Source organism: Leptospira ellinghausenii, assembly GCF_003114815.1.
Classification (GTDB): Bacteria; Spirochaetota; Leptospiria; order Leptospirales; family Leptospiraceae; genus Leptospira_A; species Leptospira_A ellinghausenii.
In genome coordinates, this window is sequence record NZ_BFAZ01000009.1 from 1,443,094 (window position 1) to 1,460,029 (window position 16,936).

Sequence of the window (16,936 nt, forward strand, 5' to 3'; positions counted from 1 at the left end):
GGAATACAACATTTCTCTAAAAACTCACCATCATTCCCAAATACATTCCATACAAACGATCAAAGTTTTCTGATTTTTTAGGTAAATTGATTTCCCAATCGCCTGAGAAGGAAGTGTTTTGTGAACCTAAGTTTTCTGTGCTCCGACTGAATTGGACTTCGTTGTAATGTAGATACGAAAACTTTGACATGATCATATTATAACCTACAAAGAATTTCATATTGGAATGGAATGAATAGGAGAGAGATCCATCCCATTCATAACCTCTAAAGATTCCTTCTGTGCCGGCAGTGGACAAAGAATATTGGAAACGGTCTTCCATTATATTAGGTTGTTTGAAAAATCGAGTGCCTTGTGTATAAAATAAATCTATTGTTAGGTGGAATGCCAGATCTTGGGTGAGTTGGTAGACCGTTTGGACAGAGGCTTGCGGGCCATACGTAAAAAAATATTCTTTGAAGGTACCTTGTCCTAAATAATTTCCATAGAGGTAGCGGTTGATATTCCGAACCCCACCTCCCAGATACAATTTCCAGTCTTTTGAGGGTAATAATGTTTGGTATAGGTTTAGTTCAAATTCTGATCTTGCCATGGGAGAAAGATAAAATCGGGATAGGTTTCCTCCCTGGGCCGATTGTTGGAAAAGTAGAGTGTTTGCGTTGACAATTTCAATTTCAAAATACGAAAGATCCACTTTGAATCCTTTCTCTACGTTTTCATAACTAAATACAAAGGGAATGAGAACCTTTCCATTTTCTTTGAGCGTTGTACTGGAACGGTTGGGAACAATGGATTCATTTTTATCTGTGAGGGAGGTGTATTCGTAAGGAAGGTATTGGTAGGTTTGTCTTTTTAAGAGTAAACTCCATTCTGATTTTTTGTTATTTCCATCGAGTAAGGGAGGTTCCTTTTCCCTTCCTTCTGCAAAAACCATTGAAGAGACAGAAACAAGGATTAGATACATTAAGTTCTGTTTCATTTTTCCTTGTTATAGACTCAATTTGGAAAATGAAAACGATTTTTTCCCTTCCTCTTTTTCTCTTTCTCCTTGGTGTTTCTAACAGTGGTCGCAAAAATTCATTTACGAAACTAGGAATCCCGCAAAATTAGAAGTTATAAATAGAGGTTTCCATGCCAGATTTTTTTTACGCCGACCCTTTCCCTTTAAAAGAAGACACCACTGAATACAAATTATTAACTAAAGATTTTGTAAGCACTGTCCCCTTTGGTGATAAAGAAATTCTAAAAGTGGAACCAGAAGGCCTTACCTTTCTTGCAGAAAAAGCAATGGAAGATGTTTCTTTTTATCTAAGAACAGCACACCTGGAAAAAGTTCGCAAAATTTTAGACGACCCGGAAGCAACACCAAATGATCGTTTTGTGGCAATGGCTCTCCTTAAAAATGCAGTGATTGCGGCAGACAAACAACTTCCGTCCTGCCAAGATACAGGAACAGGTATTGTTATGGCAAAAAAAGGGGAGTATGTCATCACTGGGGGTGACGACGCAGAAGCACTCTCTCGCGGAATTTATAATACCTATGTCAATCGTAACCTTCGTTATTCGCAGGTAGTCCCGTTAACTATGTATGAAGAAGTGAATTCTGGATCCAACTTACCTGCTCAAATTGATATTTACGCAACTCCAGGTGATAAGTATAGTTTTCTCTTTTTAGCAAAAGGTGGTGGATCAGCTAACAAAACGTACTTATTCCAAGAAACAAAGGCATTACTCAATCCAACATCTCTCGAAAAATTTATAGCTGATAAAGTATCAAACTTAGGTACTGCAGCTTGCCCTCCGTATCATATAGCAGTTGTCATTGGCGGCACCTCTGCTGAAGCAAATTTGAAGACCGTAAAACTTGCATCAGCTGGTTATTTGGATCATTTACCGACAAAGGGAGACAAATTTGGATCAGCTTTCCGAGACATTGAATTAGAAGAAAAAATGCTCGCTGCTGCTCAGAAATCAGGAATTGGAGCTCAGTTTGGTGGAAAGTATTTGGCACATGATTTTAAGGTGATCCGTTTGCCACGGCATGGTGCTTCTTGTCCTGTGGGACTTGGAGTGAGTTGTAGTGCGGATCGAAACATCAAAGCAAAAATTACAAAAGATGGAATCTATTTAGAAAAACTAGAATACGACCCTGCAAAATTTTTACCTACCATTGATGAAGTCGATTCCAGTGCCGAATCAGTGCATATTGATTTAAACCAACCCATGCCTGAAATTTTAAAAGTTCTCTCAAAATATCCAGTTAAAACGCGTGTTATGTTGTCTGGTCGTCTTGTTGTGGCACGTGATATTGCTCACGCGAAACTAAAAGAAAAGTTAGATAAGGGTGAACCACTTCCAGAGTATTTTAAAAACCATCCAGTGTATTATGCAGGTCCAGCAAAAACTCCAGAAGGGATGCCGTCAGGTTCCTTCGGTCCAACGACTGCCGGTCGTATGGATAGTTATGTGCCTGTGTTTCAAGAAAAAGGTTTTTCGATGATCACTCTTGCGAAAGGAAATCGATCAAAGGTAGTGACCGATAGCTGCAAAAAAAATGGAGGATTTTATCTTGGATCCATCGGTGGTCCTGCGGCATTACTCGCAAAAGAAAACATCAAAAAAGTAGAAGTATTGGATTTTCCTGAATTAGGAATGGAAGCAGTTTGGTCCATTGATGTGGAAAATTTTCCTGCCTTCATCGTTGTTGATGATAAGGGAAATGACTTCTTTCAGATGTTAAATTAATTGTGCGAGTAACCAATCGATGAGCTGGTCGGATTCAAACAAAATGAAAGTATTTCAGACAATTAATCGATTCAAAAATGTTTTGATCTTACTTTCTTCTATTTTTCTTTTGTATGGATCCGATCTTTCATCTAAAATTGAGACAACAAATTGTCCCAAAAATTATACATGCCTTACGACATTTATTTCGCCTGGCTCCATTTTATATGCACGTGAATTGGATTTATCTGTCATATGGAATGCTCGCCCTTCTGCATTTGACCAAGTGACGGTTTTTGCTGATGGGAGTGGTAAAATATTCGAAGTAGAAGTTGCAGAAAATGTTTTTTATTACCGTGTCCTTTGGAAAGGTAAAGAAATTTTGGTCAGTCGTTTTGCACTAGATTTGAGCAAAAGCCTTCGAACATTGGACATCAAAAATGTTTCATTATTAAAAGAACCAACACCGGATGCAATTATCTTAGCAAACCTACCTAAAAATCTTGTTTTAGATGTGATCGAGAATACACATCCTTTACCGAAAAAACTAGGGTATGTAAAAGTCAAATATAATGATCAAATTGGTTGGGTGAAACGTACCTCACTCAGTGATGATGAGTTTGATATTCGTTATTACCAAGTCAGTTTAGAAACTCTTGTAAAACCTTATACATTTTTGGCAAAAGAAGATGATTTTAAAACCGAATTAACGATTATAGGTAAGGATTTTTTTGTCACCAAATGCAAGATAGGTGATACCGATTGTAGTGCGACTACTCGAATGGGAGAATCTAGTTTTGGTATGCCAGAAGAAGCTGTATACTTTGATCTCAATTTGAGTGATGGGAAACAATATGTTTGCGAAATGCGAAGGGTAGACTTTGTAAGTGAATTACAGAGAGTCATCCAAGAAGAAATCACAGAAGAGGAATTGGATCCTTTTATCAATTGTAGTCCCAAGGAAGAAGAAACGGAACAAACGGATCCAGAAGAAGTAAATGAAGCAGACTGATGTATTATTAAATTTTCAACTTATTATCGACTATCCATAACTCTGAATACTTAAATTTATAATCGATTCATTATCATATATTTCTGACTTTAATATCCTAATTACATGTGTAAAACAATCAAACAGAAAGTAAAATTCAAAGCTTCTCCTGAAACGATCTACGAATATATTTCAGATTCAAAAAAGCTGACTAATCTTACAGGTGAAATCGCAATCATCGGCCAAAAAGTTGGTAGCTCTTTTTCGATCATGAAAGGAAAGGTGACCGGTATCATAGTTGATTTTTTACCAGCAAAACGAATGGTTCAGGCATGGCGAAGGTTAGATTTTCCAGAAGGAATTTTTTCTATGGCTTCTTTTACACTTAGAGAAACTCCAGATTGCGGAACGGAACTTATCTTAACCCATCGAGGTGTACCAAAGGAGTTAATTCCTGAAGTTGAACAAGACTGGAAAGGGAATTTTTGGGATAAAATTCACAAAGAGATTCAATCTAAAAAATCAATTCCAGGGTCTTAAAGTTTCCTTATTTAGTTTTAAGAGAGGTTAGTATCGATAATATTTTTATCATTCGGTTCATACCATCTCATTTGGTTTTACCCAAGTATCAAACTCTTCTGCCGTCAAAAATCCTAATTGGATCCCTGCTTCTTTTAAGGACAGGTTTTCAACATAAGCAAGTTTTGCAATTTTAGCTGCTTTGTCGTAACCAATATGTGGATTCAGTGCTGTGACTAACATCAGTGAGTTGTCTAAATTGGATTGTATTTTGGATTCATTTGCCTCTATTCCATCAACACAATGTTTGGCGAAAGAGAGACTTGCATCTGATAGTAACCGTATTGAATTTAGGACATTGAAGATAATCAGTGGTTTGAATACATTGAGTTCAAAATTTCCAGAAGCACCTCCTATGTTCACAGCGACATCATTTCCAATCACTTGTGCACAAACCATAGTCAATGCTTCGGACTGTGTTGGATTTACCTTCCCAGGCATGATGGAAGATCCAGGTTCGTTTTCGGGAATTTTAATTTCACCAATCCCAGATCTTGGTCCAGAAGACAACCAACGAATGTCGTTTGCGATTTTCATCAAAGACGCAGCGATGGTTTTTAAAATGCCACTCACCTCCACTAACGAATCGTTGGCGGCAAGTGCTTCAAATTTATTAGGAGCTGATGAAAAAGGAATTCCTGTTTCATTTGCCAAGGTTTTTGCCATTTTGGAGGAGAAGTTTGGATGAGTATTTAGGCCAGTTCCCACAGCAGTCCCACCGAGAGCAATTCTGTAAAGTGAAGGTAATACACGGTGGATACGATCTAAACTATAAGTCAATTGTTGTGTATACCCAGAAAATTCCTGCCCTAGCGTAAGAGGGGTTGCATCTTGTAAATGAGTCCTTCCTATTTTAATGATGTGTTGGAATTTTTCAGATTTTTCTTTGAGTTTCGATTCTAAGAATTTTAGATTTGGTACAAGGTGATGGATTATCATTTCTGCAGAAGCAATATGCATGGCAGTTGGAAAGACATCATTGGAACTTTGCCCTTTGTTCACATCATCATTAGGATGGATGGGTGATTTGGAGCCAAGTGGACTTCCAAACATTTCATTCGCACGATTCGCAATCACTTCATTGGCATTCATATTGGTTTGTGTCCCAGAGCCAGTTTGCCAAACAGAAAGGGGGAAATGATCGTCTAACAAACCTTCAATGACTTCTGTTGCGGCTTTTACGATTAGCTTTGATTTTGATTCCTCTAATAGTCCAAGTTCAGTATTTATGATAGCTGCGTGTTTTTTGATTAGTCCCAAAGCACGAATCATCTCTCTTGGAAACTTGTCTTTCCCAATTTGAAAGTATTGAAGGGAACGTTCAGTTTGGGCTCCCCAATACCGAGAATTCGTTACTTCGATTTCTCCCATAGAGTCGGTTTCGATTCTTGATTTCATAACCCACCTGTTTTTCATTAGACAAATATCTAGTATAGAGTATAAAAAGCATTCCAAGTAATTCTTATGGAAATTTATCTTACCTTATATTCATTAGGAAGACTAGGATCTGCTATTTTTGCGATCTTAATTTTTCTCTTTTTAACACGGCGATGGAAAAAGAACGATTCTGGGACTCATTGGTTTACATTCTACTTTCTATTTCTGATTTTATTTAATATAGGTTATATTTTTGGTTATTCCTTTTTTTCTGAAATTGGATCATTTGGTTGGGTATTCGCATGTTTTTTTGCCTTTGCTGCCGTTGCAAGGTTACAAATTGCATATACATTTCCAACTGAATTTGCAGCGAAAGAAAGGAAGTGGGTCCTATGGATAGGATTACTTCTAAGTTCCATTGCCTTTGTCGATTATCTAATTCATTTTAGAAGTATCGTTCATTTTCAATTTTCAATTCATAGTTATGGCAGTCGATATTCTTCATTTTTGGTTCCATTTGTTGGTTTTATATCATATTTTCTTAGTATCATAGTGAGCTTTAGGAGAATTGTAAAAAAAATAACAACGCTCAAAAGAACAAAGAGATCATTTCAATTTCGAAAATCTTTTTTCGATCGAGAAATTTTAATCACAATCAGTTTGATTGTGATAACTTTTTTTGAATTTTTTTTAACTAGTTTCTATTTTCTTGGATATGTTCAATATATCTCGACTTCGATTCTAGCCGAAGTAATGAATTTGGGAATTCTATTCATTTTCTCTAGTTACGCACTTGTTTATACGAGCTCAACGGTAGGCAGGACTGGATTTATACCTAGACTTCTTGGTTTCATTTTAGTTTTTCTTATTTTCTTTTCTACATTGGTATCAAGATATTATGAGAGAAAGAGTTTAGAATTATACAAACAAACCTTAGAATCTGGGATAAACCCAATTCCAAAAATTATAATTTCCAAGTTGGATTTTGATAAATATAAAATTGGGAAAGTATCGGATTATTATTTTGATGGAATATTTTATTTTGTAAAATTAGAGAATCATTTATATTTTGCAGTTTTTAATCCACATAGCCATGAATTTTTAATTTATGATTATTTAGTATATAGACAATTTTTACATCAATTATTATTACCTTCTTTTTATTTTCAATTCTTTGCAATGATTTTTGTGATTACAGTTTTTCCAATTGTATTCAAAATCAGTTTTGTATTCCCTTTAAATCAGTTAATAAAAGATATACAATTCGAACTTTTAAGAGATAAAAAATTTAAAAATAATCATTCAGAAGAAGACAGGTTTGAATTAACCAATTTAAAGAATGCTTTCCTTCGAATTGGTGATATGATACGTAACGCAAAAAAGGAATTAGAAGAAGTATCTAAACCGCTTGATGTCATTGAAATTTATATCAATGAAAATCCAAAAGAAATAAAGATTGGGAATCACACTTTAATTTATAAAAGTAATTCTTTTGATAAAACCATTCATGAAGTTTACCAAGCCAGTCGATACCCACATCCTGTCACGATTACAGGTGAGACAGGCTGTGGAAAAGAGTTAGTAGCCAAATTAATCCATCAGTCGAGCGAATATAAAGAAGGACCATTTCTTGCCATTAATTGTGCAACACTCCCAGAGTCATTGTGGGAGGCTGAAATTTTTGGTGCAAAAAAAGGATCATATACGGATTCAAAAGCTGATAGAAAAGGTAGGATTGAAGAGGCATCAGGGGGATCAATTTTTTTTGATGAGATTGGTGAGATGCCAATTTCTATCCAAGCCAAAATGCTTCGTTTACTCCAAGAAAATAAGTTTGTACCAATTGGCGCCAATGTGGAACAAAACGTTCAATGCCGCTTCATTTTTGCAACAAATCAAAATTTAGATGAGTTAGTGAAAAAGAAATTATTTCGAGAAGATCTATTGTACAGGATTAAAGTATTCCATATTCATTTAATTCCATTAAGAGAAAGACTAGAAGATATACCGCATTTGTTGCATTTTTTTATTTCCCGATTTCAGGCAAAGTTCAATCGTATCGAACCAAAATTCACTGATGAAGCAATGAGTCAGATTTTAAGTTATCATTGGCCAGGGAATATAAGAGAACTCGAAAATTTTGTGACAAGAATCATGTCTCAATCATCAAAAGACGTATTACAACCTTCCGACATTTTGCAATTCTTAACACATGGAACTCAGAATGCGTTTCTAATTCGAACAACCGAAAATCCATTCTTACGAATCGGTTTAGAAGAAGAGATAAAAGATCTGACAAAGAACCGTATTTTCCAAGCCTTGAAAGAAGAAAATGGAAACATCACAAGGGCTGCCGAAAGATTGGATTTGAAAAGAACTACTCTGCTCTACAAAATGAAAGAGTTAGGAATCGTAGATAAGAAGTCAAATTTTTGACAATCGTCAAAAATTTGCCGTCAAGAAACTGACAAATTTCGATTTTCCGAGGTCAAAATTCCTCGAAATACCCTTGTTTCGTATAAAATAACACAAATATCCCACTTGGTACACAAATTGCTCTTAGCTTTTTGTCTGGTAAATGCCAGAAAAACAAGGAGTTGGGAATGAAAAAATTAGGATTTTTCTTCTGCACGTTTCTCGTGATCCAATCAGGAGTATTTGCGGAAAAGGTAATCTATACACATGGGATGAGTTTGGTTGAGTCTCATGAACTCTGCCAGGACACTAGGATTGGCCAATCAAAATGTAATGTTTGGAAAGGCATTACTCCTGTCGGTGATTATGTATTAGTTGGTTATGATGGCCGACGAGATCCATTACTTGCGGAACCAACATCTGGGACAGTTCGTTTGTTACAGATGTTGAATAAGTATTGTAGAAGGGACCAGGGACAAAGTTGTCGATTGGTGAATGAGTCGTTAGGTGGATTTACTGCCGCTGCTACGATTTCCAAATACAATCAAAATGGTATCTACAATATTTTATATGCAACTCAATTGGTTTCTGCGGAAGGTGGATCAGAGGTGGCAAGTTTAGGAGACACAGCTATTCAAATTTTACGCGCTGTATTCGGAATTACTTCCGGCCCAATTGACAACCTAGCTGATTCAAGAGATGCAATCCAAGCACTCGTGGTAACCAAAGCACGTTCTAGTTATGATCATAATAGAAACAATGGAACCATCTTTTATCATGTTGCCGCGACGAAGTCAATTTTTATAGCGGAACCATTTTTGCCCGGAAAGGATGATTCACTAGTCGCAATGCATAGTTCTTGTGGTTACCGTAAAGCGGGAGCATTTTCTAAATGTATGGGTGAAAAGGTAAAATCTTGTGATCTATGTTTTTGGGAGAGAGCAGAATATATAACAGCATGGGATGGTCACAAAATGCATCCAATGATCCCAATCTCAGGTCTTAATATCGGACATATGCAAGGCCACGACGATGTAAGATACCAAAATCCAATAAATTAAATATAAAAAAAGTATAACTGTCTAGTTTGAATGAACTAGACGGTGAGGATTCAAACTCTATGAAAAACATTAAAAAATTTTCTTTTGCTATCATTCTTTTGGTTATACTACTCTCATTCAGCAAATTTATAGCATCTGAATTTTTCGAGAATAAAAATTCAATTTACAAATCCTATGTTGATTTGACCAAGGATCCGTCATTACAAATGTTAAAGAATGATTCAAGTATCAATGCTTACTCATACAATGAGGCAGAAGGGCATGCAGTAAATATTGAACAAGTAATTGAAGATTATTTAGTATGGTCAGAATACCCACCTGATAGTCGTCCACTTTCAGAATCACATACTGATATTTTAAATCCAATCCAGATTCCAGTGACAAATCAAAGTTTACCAATCGTCGAAAATGGAAAAGTGATTGATTCAGGTTATTCTTGTATCTTCCAACCTGAACACCATACGGTCACAGAATCATTAACAATGAGAGTTTTTCTAAGCTGTAACCGAACTGGTAAAATTGAAAAAGAAAGAATAAAATTAGTATCGAGTGAACTCGTTGGAAAAGCAGGGAATCAATCCATTTTTCCGCCTTCCATTGATGGAAATGATAGTGGAAATGAAGGCGATAGTAAAGCAGGTGATTTGATTTATACCTATCGTTTTATCCCTAGGTTTACGGACTGGGGGGATTTTTATTTAACAACGAAATTTCAAATTTCATCTGATCCAAAAAATCAAATCCATACATTAACCCATCATTTTTTCTCTTCTCCTGTTGCCCCTGCCAAGTTCACAGGAAAATTTGATGACTATATAAAAGATGGTTCTTTATCCATTGATTTTGAATTAAACGTTGTCGAAAAAGGTCGATATACAATAGAAGCCAATTTATTAACGAATGATGATGAACCAATCGTGTATGCCCGTAAGGATCAAAAGTTAGAAATAGGAAAACAAAAAGTAACTTTATTATTCTTTGGAAAAGCAATTGTGAAACGGAGAGAATCTGGTCCTTATAAAATCACTTTTTTGAGAGGAGAATTAAATACCGACGTAATTCAGGAAGATTTACTCTTAAAATCACCATCAGAAGTAGATCGAATTTTAAAATCGATTCATGATGATAGACCTAAAAAAAAGATAATTCCGTATTACACTGGCTCAATCGAAACCAAATCATATTCTTTATCTGAATTTAGCGAAAAAAGTTATGACTCAGAAGAAAAAAGGAATCGGTTGAGCGAGTTAAATCTCATTAAAGATAAAATGGTCCCTTAGCTTGGTTGGTAAAATGCTAAATAAGCAGCAAAAAGTCCCATAATGGGGAATACAAACCATAGGATTTTTGCATATTTTGCATTTTTATATGCTAAAGTCAGTAGACCACCAAACGCAAGCCAGATGACAATCTTCAAGATGATCCAAACTGGAAGAGCTGAGTGAGAAATATCCCGGAATTTCATGAGTCCAAAACCAGCAACAAGCAACAAAAGTAAACCAACTCCGTGAGAGATCGCAACAATGGCTTTGAATTTGTTTTCTGACTTTTTTCCACCATTGATGGAATAAAGGGTTACTCCACCTAATGACAAAAATAAAAGAAACATTCCGAAAATATGAATTAGTTTATACGCCTCGTATGACACAAATGACTCCTTGTAACTCTCACAATTCTTTCAAAACTTAGTTTTCCTTGCGAGATTTTTCTAAGTTCTTGGGGAAGAAAAAGAACTAGGAATTCCCAGTGGCAAACAGATAGTTTGGAAGTTATGGAGACAGATCCAGGCTATCGTCCACTCATACCACCCAATCAAAATACTTTGTTACTATTAAGAGGTATTCCGGGTTCTGGGAAATCAACACTTGCCAATCAAATCGCAAAAACAAACGGTGCTCCCATATTTTCAATCGATTCCTATTTTGAAAATGATAAGGGTGAATACCATTTTGATTATACCAAAAACCATTTGGCGTATAAGGATTGTGAATCAAAAACAAAGGATGCTTTGGAACAAGGAGTTCCCTTTGTCATTGTTGATAATACATTTACATTAGAATGGGAAATGAAACCTTACGAAGATTTGGCGAAAAAGTATGGGTATTTGTATTCTGTTGTCACAGTCGAAAATCGACATGGCGGAAAAAACAACCATCAAATTCCAGAGGAACAAATCGAGAAAATGAAAGCTAAGTATAAGGTGGTTTTATAGTATGATTTATTTTTCGAAAAACTTCACACCTGATAATCCTCTGAATTCATTGTCTTGTGTCCATAAAGTTGCCTTATGTAACTTGGCTGTTACAAACATGATGCTATCCGCAATTGGGATCGACTTATCAACACTGAGTTTTGCTGCTTAAACAGCAATATTAGAATCCAATTGGATAACCTTTCCTAATTGCATGTGAGCAACCACTTTGAAGGCTAGGTCTTCTCCTTTTTCTTTGTAAACCTTTTAGAAAATTTCAATTAAAGACAAACTTGGGACTAGTAAAGATTCTGTTTTTTCAATAGCTTCTGCATATAAATTGGCCCGATTTGTTCCAGTGAAATACTCCAACCATCCAGAAGAATCGACTACATTCAAACTCGATCTCCATCTCTATCAATGGTTTGACTCCAATTTGTTCTCTAAATTATTTAGGAATCACAACTTGGAATTTCGGTGAAACAGTAACTTTTCCCATATCGATACCTCTACCGTAATACTAGAATATGATCGATCAAGTTTCAATAGGATTCAATCACACTTAAATGAAACTCAACAAGGAAAATTTTGCCTCTAATGGAACCGAATCCTTGTGAAAATTAGTAATAATTCAGATTAAAAGGGGAATTCGATTAAGTGGTAAAAAAATGGTTAAGTTGGTATTGAATATTTGATTTAAAAAACCAAAAGGATAAAAAAAAACCGCCGTCCAACCTAAGTTAAACGACGGCTTTTAGACAAACTTGGATTATCTCCAGTTGTTAGTCTTAGGTTTTGCGATGTTAACTTTCATCTCACGGTTAAGGATGTTTTTTCCGTTAAGATCTTTGATCGCGTTGTCAGCTTCTTTTCCGTCTTTCATTTCGATGAATCCGAAACCTTTAGAACGACCAGAATACTGATCAGTGATGATTTTTGCAGAAGTTACTGCACCGTGTGCTGAAAAAAGCTCATTGAGTTTTCCTTCAGTCATATCGTAAGAAAGGTTGCCAACATAAATGTTTACTGACATAGTTTTTGTCCTGTTTGTTAAAGTTGACTCGGGAATTCTAGATTTACAATCGTCGGGACCCTATTAGGGATTTTTGGTAAGAACTCCAGAAAAATGCAGGGAAAAACTTGGGAAAGCTACCAGCGTGCAAGCTTGAAAGGACTACTTCGGCGGTGAAAATCAACAATACTCTGAATCTTCTGTCAGTGTAATTACCCTTTCTAAAAAAAGCAATCTGAAAGAAGACTCAGAGGGAAAATAACGAAGGATTTCGTTTTTAGTGGTGGTGGTGTCCACCTGGGCCATGTACGTGTCCGTGTTGTTTTTCTTCTTCGGTTGCTTCGCGAATGGATTTGATGGTGACATCAAAATGAAGGGTTTCGCCAGCTAACGGGTGATTGCCGTTCAATATCACATCTGCATCTCTTACTTCTTGGAGATATAGAATCATTCTACCTTCTGGAGTATCTGTTTGGAATTCCATACCAACTTCTAATTCCGCTTCAGGTGGAAGTTCTGTTTTGGGAACTTGGAAAATGAGTGCTTCGTTATATGTCCCATAACCTTCTTCAGGTGGTACAGTGACATTTTTTGAATCACCATTCACAAGACCTTCTAATTCTTTTTCCAGTCCAGGGATGATATTTTGCCAGCCGTGGAGGTATAATAGCGGTTCATCTGATTGGTCCAGAGTTTCTCCCTGGGCGTTCTTTAGGTGATAGGAAAATCCTACAACCATTCCTTTGCTGATCGTTTTTGACATATTGATTACACTCTACGTACGGAAAAAAATACGGCAACCGAATAAAAGGTTGGTACCATATTGTAATCAAAGAAATTGAACCCTGGAAATATCAATATCTATGAATTGGCCGTTACTCATTCAAGTTTTAGGCGGGCTCGGGGTTTTCATCTATGGGATGAAATTACTCAGTGAGTCCTTACAACGTGTGGCAGGAGATAGACTTCGTTCCTTTCTCTCTTCCATGACACGAAATCGTGTGTCTGCTGTTTTCAGCGGATTATTCATTACCTCAACCATTCAATCTAGTTCAGCGACCACTGTCCTTGTTGTTGGTTTTGTCAATGCTGGTTTGATTTCTCTGGCACAAGCCATTGGTGTCATCATGGGAGCCAATATTGGTACTACGATCACAGCATGGATTGTTTCCTTTTTGGGATTCAAATTTAACATTGCATCCTTCGCTTTACCAGCCATTGCCGCAGGAGTTGTGCTTAACTTCTCGAGAAAAGAAAGTCGATCGGGTTGGGGAAGTTTTCTCATCGGATTTGGATTTTTATTTTTGGGGTTGGACTACTTAAAATCTTCGGTACCTGATAGTGCAAAAGACCCAGAGAGTTTTGTTTTCTTACAACAATTCACAAACATGGGATTTAATTCGATCTTGTTGTTTGTTTTGATTGGAGCTTTGTTAACAATTGTTATCCAATCTTCTTCTGCTTCCACAACAATCACCATTACTCTCGCATTTTCCGGTTATATTCCAATTGATGCAGCCTATGGTATGATCCTTGGTGAAAACATCGGAACAACCATCACCGCCAATTTAGCGGCCATTCCAGGGAATCGAAATGCCAAAAAAGCGGCTCTAGCACATACATTGTTCAATGTGTTTGGTGTGTTATGGGCTCTGCTTTTCTTTAAAATTTTCACAGGAATCGTTGATGATTTGATTCCTGGTGATCCACTCACGGATAAAGAATCTACAAGATTTCACATTTCTTTATTCCATACAATGTTTAACATCACTAACACTCTCATTCTCATTTGGTTTGTGAATACCATTTCCAAAGTAGTGAGTGCGATCGTAGATGGTCTTGCATCCAAAACTGGAAAAGAAAAAGATTCCATTCGATTGTTGCAAGCAGGAACTGTGAAAACAACAGAACTTGCAATGGTAGAACTCGTAGAATTCACGAAAAAAATCATTCGTGATACATATGATTTCCTCCGATTGACCGAACAAATTTTACTCCAACCGTATGATGCTGCAAGGATCGGACAAGTTCTCAAAAAAGAAGAAGAACTCGATCAAGTGAGAACCGAAGTGTTAACTTACTTGAACCAAGTCCAAGAATCAGGGATCACTGGTAATTACGCAAAAGATGTATTAGGGATTATGGAAAGAGTGAAAGCTGTGGAAGAGATGGGAGATAATTTTGCATCAATCGCAAGAAAAATCCGTAAATCACACAGACAAAAAGTTTCTTTCGACAAAAACTTTGCAAACTCTGTAAAAGACCAAATGGACTTACTCAAACACCATTACGACATCTTACTTGTGAACTTGGAACAAAGTGAAACATTTGATATCCTTGGGAATCCACAAGTGCGTAACCAAAGTCGTGAGTATCGTTTCCAAATGATTCGATCTATCAAAAAGAATGAATCCAAAGTGAAGAAGAAAAAGTACCAGAAAAAAGACAATCTGTTACCTGCCCTTCTTTACCGAGATATTTCCAGAAACTTAGATAATATTTCAAGGTTACTCAATGCAGCCATTTATGCGGACGTTTAGTCCGTATATTTGTTTCATTTAAGTAATTTCAAATAGAAGAAATGTAATATCGTCGTCTGCGGGACCTTCTTTGTTTCGCAGGCGGATGTGTTCATCAATCCCACCATACAAAGATTCAACAGATTCTGCTTTTCTTTTCAATAACCAATCCAGAAGTGCGTCTTCTCCAGAGTCACCATTTTCCCAAAGGTCCCAAATCCCATCCGTGAATAATAACAATTTGTCTCCTTTTTGGATGGAATGAACTTCATCTGAATACAATCCTTCTTTTGAAAAACCAATGAGTTTTCCTTTGGGTCGAATTACATCGATGGACTTGGAATTTTCATTAAACTTATATAAGGCGGGGTGTCCTGCATTTGCCACTTTTAAAACTTTTTGATCTAAATCGATAAAAATGGCACTTGCCGTTAAAAATTGGTTTTTGTAATTCCCTGCAAGGGCTTGGTTGATACTTTCTAACACTTTTCCTGGTTTGTTTGCAAATGCTAAAGTTTGCATATAGGCAATTTTTAACATGGCAGCTTCAATTGCTGCCGGAACTCCATGACCCGTAACATCGGCAATGAGACCGCAGATTTGTTGTTTTCCATACACTGTTAAGTCATAAAAATCCCCACCAACCAGGGATGCAGGAAAATAACCTGTTTTGATCGAAAGGCCTGGGAATTTAGGTAAAATTTGTGGTAAGGTTGATTCTTGGAGTTTTTGAGCGAGTTTTAACTCCTTACCATAAGCAATTAACTTTTGTTTGTTGATTTCGGCTTTTAATTGGATCCTTTCTTTTTCTTTTTGAACAACAGAAATCCTATCACCAAGTCCAAATGCCATAAGCAAAACTTCAATTGCTGTTGCCGCTTGGAAGGCATTTTCAGTAAAAATATTTACAGGAAAAAATCCCATGTACTTTAATACAGTGGTCAGTCCACCAATGATTAACATAAAGTACCCGAAAAAATAAAAACGAGCTGGTGGAAATTTTTTTACAAACGAAACATAATAAGATACAAATAGAGCATAAAACGCTAAGAAGGAAGATAACAAATCACCAAATTGGTTTAGTTCACGGTAAGGTAAAAACGGTAATAACAATAAACATACCATTGGAATAACCGAGAGTCCCATAAAACCTAGATACAATCGAGGAGCATTCTCCTTTAAATTCATGAAGGTAATACTCATTGGAAAACAAGAAAGTAAGAATAAAAAATATAAAAAGTTATGAGCATTATAAACTAATTCAGGTGAATTCTGAAAAAATAAAACTGGTAATAAACCTTGAAGCGAAAGTTGGAATAAAATTGCTGCAAAGATCAAATAATTTACATAAAAAATATATGCCTTATCTCTTACCATAAAATAGACAAACAAGTTATATAAACTCATCACGCAAACGATTCCAAAAAACATTCCCTGCAAAAGGATATCCAATGATTCGTAGGAATCAAAATGTTTTTCCTCAGCAACCATAAGTGGAACCGATACCGAACTATCTGTTTTGATTCCTACATAATAGGTGACTGTTTCACTTGGTAACAATTCGGTTTCAAAGCTAAATCCTCGGTAATCTTTGTCACGATTCTGAAACGGAAACTTTCGACCTTGGATGTTTTGGTTAACTTCACCTGATTCACGTAAGGCGAAAAATTGAACCTGGTCAAGAAGGGGATATTTGATAAATGTGATGGTACGTTTGTTGTGATTTAAATCATTACGAAGTATAAAACAAAACCAATATTGTTTGGATGTGTTTCCGAAATTGGGAACAACTCCATCAGCAGATGTAACAAGATTTAATTTGAATAAAGATTTAACTTCTGTTAGGTTTGATGTTGGGGATTCAGTGGAAGTAAAACTTAAGTAGTGTGAAAGATCAGTTGGTTTTCCTTGGTTTGTCGAAATCGGAAAAACTTTTGCATTAGGACAGGAACTATCTTGTGCCCAAAGTACTGTATGAAAGAGACATAACAGAATAAGTGTGAGTGTCTGTTTCATACGGGAAGGTCACTAGTATAAGACGATGACCTTCCTTTGTAAATCTGTTTG

The 16,936-nt window shown here is 36.2% G+C and carries 14 protein-coding genes and 1 pseudogene; 8 read left to right on the top strand and 7 right to left on the bottom strand.

Annotation, left to right across the window (positions count from 1 at the left end; translation table 11 throughout):
• Positions 1-16: 16 nt before the first annotated feature.
• Entirely contained in the window at positions 17-979 is a 963-nt protein-coding gene (locus DI076_RS15380; RefSeq protein WP_108960625.1) for an LA_2444/LA_4059 family outer membrane protein, read from the bottom strand.
• Between the two features lie 152 nt (positions 980-1,131).
• Between DI076_RS15380 and DI076_RS15385 the strand changes: the two genes are divergently transcribed.
• From DI076_RS15385 to DI076_RS15395, 3 genes are all read left to right on the top strand, one after another.
• Positions 1,132-2,745, top strand: coding sequence for a fumarate hydratase (locus DI076_RS15385; protein ID WP_108960626.1), 1,614 nt, complete (start codon positions 1,132-1,134; stop codon positions 2,743-2,745).
• 43 nt (positions 2,746-2,788) lie between these two features.
• Positions 2,789-3,736, top strand: coding sequence for a hypothetical protein (locus DI076_RS15390; protein WP_108960627.1), 948 nt, complete (start codon positions 2,789-2,791; stop codon positions 3,734-3,736).
• Between the two features lie 105 nt (positions 3,737-3,841).
• On the top strand, positions 3,842-4,255 hold the full coding sequence (locus tag DI076_RS15395; protein WP_108960628.1) for an SRPBCC domain-containing protein: 414 nt from the start codon (positions 3,842-3,844) through the stop codon (positions 4,253-4,255).
• A 57-nt stretch (positions 4,256-4,312) separates the two neighbouring features.
• Here DI076_RS15395 and fumC read toward each other — a convergent pair whose 3' ends face one another.
• Positions 4,313-5,692 (bottom strand): class II fumarate hydratase, encoded by a 1,380-nt coding sequence (gene fumC, locus DI076_RS15400; RefSeq protein WP_108961010.1) that lies wholly within the window; start codon positions 5,690-5,692, stop codon positions 4,313-4,315.
• Positions 5,693-5,758: 66 nt separating this feature from the next.
• Here fumC and DI076_RS15405 point away from each other — a divergent pair, with 66 nt between their 5' ends.
• The 3 genes from DI076_RS15405 to DI076_RS15415 all read left to right on the top strand — a co-directional run bounded on the left by DI076_RS15405 (position 5,759) and on the right by DI076_RS15415 (position 10,427).
• Entirely contained in the window at positions 5,759-8,107 is a 2,349-nt protein-coding gene (locus DI076_RS15405) for a sigma-54 interaction domain-containing protein (protein ID WP_108960629.1), read from the top strand.
• 167 nt (positions 8,108-8,274) lie between these two features.
• On the top strand, positions 8,275-9,147 hold the full coding sequence (locus DI076_RS15410; RefSeq protein WP_108960630.1) for a hypothetical protein: 873 nt from the start codon (positions 8,275-8,277) through the stop codon (positions 9,145-9,147).
• A gap of 206 nt (positions 9,148-9,353) precedes the next feature.
• A complete protein-coding gene (locus DI076_RS15415) occupies positions 9,354-10,427 on the top strand; it encodes a DUF4785 family immunoglobulin-like domain-containing protein (protein WP_135358393.1) in 1,074 nt (357 codons plus the stop codon).
• Here DI076_RS15415 and DI076_RS15420 read toward each other — a convergent pair.
• On the bottom strand, positions 10,424-10,756 hold the full coding sequence (locus DI076_RS15420; RefSeq protein ID WP_174705093.1) for a DUF2878 family protein: 333 nt from the start codon (positions 10,754-10,756) through the stop codon (positions 10,424-10,426). The two genes, DI076_RS15415 and DI076_RS15420, sit on opposite strands and share 4 nt — an antisense overlap.
• A gap of 162 nt (positions 10,757-10,918) precedes the next feature.
• Here DI076_RS15420 and DI076_RS15425 point away from each other — a divergent pair, with 162 nt between their 5' ends.
• Entirely contained in the window at positions 10,919-11,359 is a 441-nt protein-coding gene (locus DI076_RS15425) for an ATP-binding protein (protein ID WP_108960633.1), read from the top strand.
• A 6-nt stretch (positions 11,360-11,365) separates the two neighbouring features.
• Here the strand turns inward: DI076_RS15425 and DI076_RS15430 are convergent.
• From DI076_RS15430 to DI076_RS15440, 3 genes and pseudogenes are all read right to left on the bottom strand, one after another.
• Positions 11,366-11,737, bottom strand: a pseudogene (locus tag DI076_RS15430) (type II toxin-antitoxin system VapC family toxin).
• 370 nt (positions 11,738-12,107) lie between these two features.
• On the bottom strand, positions 12,108-12,371 hold the full coding sequence (gene rbp, locus DI076_RS15435) for an RNA-binding regulator (RefSeq protein ID WP_100716815.1): 264 nt from the start codon (positions 12,369-12,371) through the stop codon (positions 12,108-12,110).
• A 256-nt stretch (positions 12,372-12,627) separates the two neighbouring features.
• The gene (locus tag DI076_RS15440; protein WP_108960634.1) at positions 12,628-13,119 is read right to left on the bottom strand and encodes an FKBP-type peptidyl-prolyl cis-trans isomerase; all 492 of its coding nucleotides are present in this window, start codon (positions 13,117-13,119) and stop codon (positions 12,628-12,630) included.
• Positions 13,120-13,213: 94 nt separating this feature from the next.
• Between DI076_RS15440 and DI076_RS15445 the strand changes: the two genes are divergently transcribed.
• Positions 13,214-14,890 carry a Na/Pi cotransporter family protein gene (locus DI076_RS15445; protein ID WP_108960635.1) on the top strand — a complete coding sequence of 559 codons (1,677 nt, stop codon included), beginning with the start codon at positions 13,214-13,216 and terminating at the stop codon, positions 14,888-14,890.
• Between the two features lie 18 nt (positions 14,891-14,908).
• Here DI076_RS15445 and DI076_RS15450 read toward each other — a convergent pair whose 3' ends face one another.
• Positions 14,909-16,885, bottom strand: a complete 1,977-nt coding sequence (locus DI076_RS15450) for a 7TM diverse intracellular signaling domain-containing protein (RefSeq protein ID WP_108960636.1) — start codon at positions 16,883-16,885, stop codon at positions 14,909-14,911.
• Between the last annotated feature and the right edge of the window lie 51 nt (positions 16,886-16,936).

What these genes read in the sequence shown, in the direction of transcription:
- DI076_RS15380 (WP_108960625.1), bottom strand. Translation starts at nt 979, where the DNA reads ATGAAACAGAACTTAATGTATCTAATCCTTGTTTCTGTCTCTTCAATG.
- DI076_RS15385 (WP_108960626.1), top strand. Translation starts at nt 1,132, where the DNA reads ATGCCAGATTTTTTTTACGCCGACCCTTTCCCTTTAAAAGAAGACACC.
- DI076_RS15390 (WP_108960627.1), top strand. Translation starts at nt 2,789, where the DNA reads ATGAAAGTATTTCAGACAATTAATCGATTCAAAAATGTTTTGATCTTA.
- DI076_RS15395 (WP_108960628.1), top strand. Translation starts at nt 3,842, where the DNA reads ATGTGTAAAACAATCAAACAGAAAGTAAAATTCAAAGCTTCTCCTGAA.
- fumC (WP_108961010.1), bottom strand. Translation starts at nt 5,692, where the DNA reads ATGAAATCAAGAATCGAAACCGACTCTATGGGAGAAATCGAAGTAACG.
- DI076_RS15405 (WP_108960629.1), top strand. Translation starts at nt 5,759, where the DNA reads ATGGAAATTTATCTTACCTTATATTCATTAGGAAGACTAGGATCTGCT.
- DI076_RS15410 (WP_108960630.1), top strand. Translation starts at nt 8,275, where the DNA reads ATGAAAAAATTAGGATTTTTCTTCTGCACGTTTCTCGTGATCCAATCA.
- DI076_RS15415 (WP_135358393.1), top strand. Translation starts at nt 9,354, where the DNA reads ATGTTAAAGAATGATTCAAGTATCAATGCTTACTCATACAATGAGGCA.
- DI076_RS15420 (WP_174705093.1), bottom strand. Translation starts at nt 10,756, where the DNA reads ATGTTTCTTTTATTTTTGTCATTAGGTGGAGTAACCCTTTATTCCATC.
- DI076_RS15425 (WP_108960633.1), top strand. Translation starts at nt 10,919, where the DNA reads ATGGAGACAGATCCAGGCTATCGTCCACTCATACCACCCAATCAAAAT.
- rbp (WP_100716815.1), bottom strand. Translation starts at nt 12,371, where the DNA reads ATGTCAGTAAACATTTATGTTGGCAACCTTTCTTACGATATGACTGAA.
- DI076_RS15445 (WP_108960635.1), top strand. Translation starts at nt 13,214, where the DNA reads ATGAATTGGCCGTTACTCATTCAAGTTTTAGGCGGGCTCGGGGTTTTC.
- DI076_RS15450 (WP_108960636.1), bottom strand. Translation starts at nt 16,885, where the DNA reads ATGAAACAGACACTCACACTTATTCTGTTATGTCTCTTTCATACAGTA.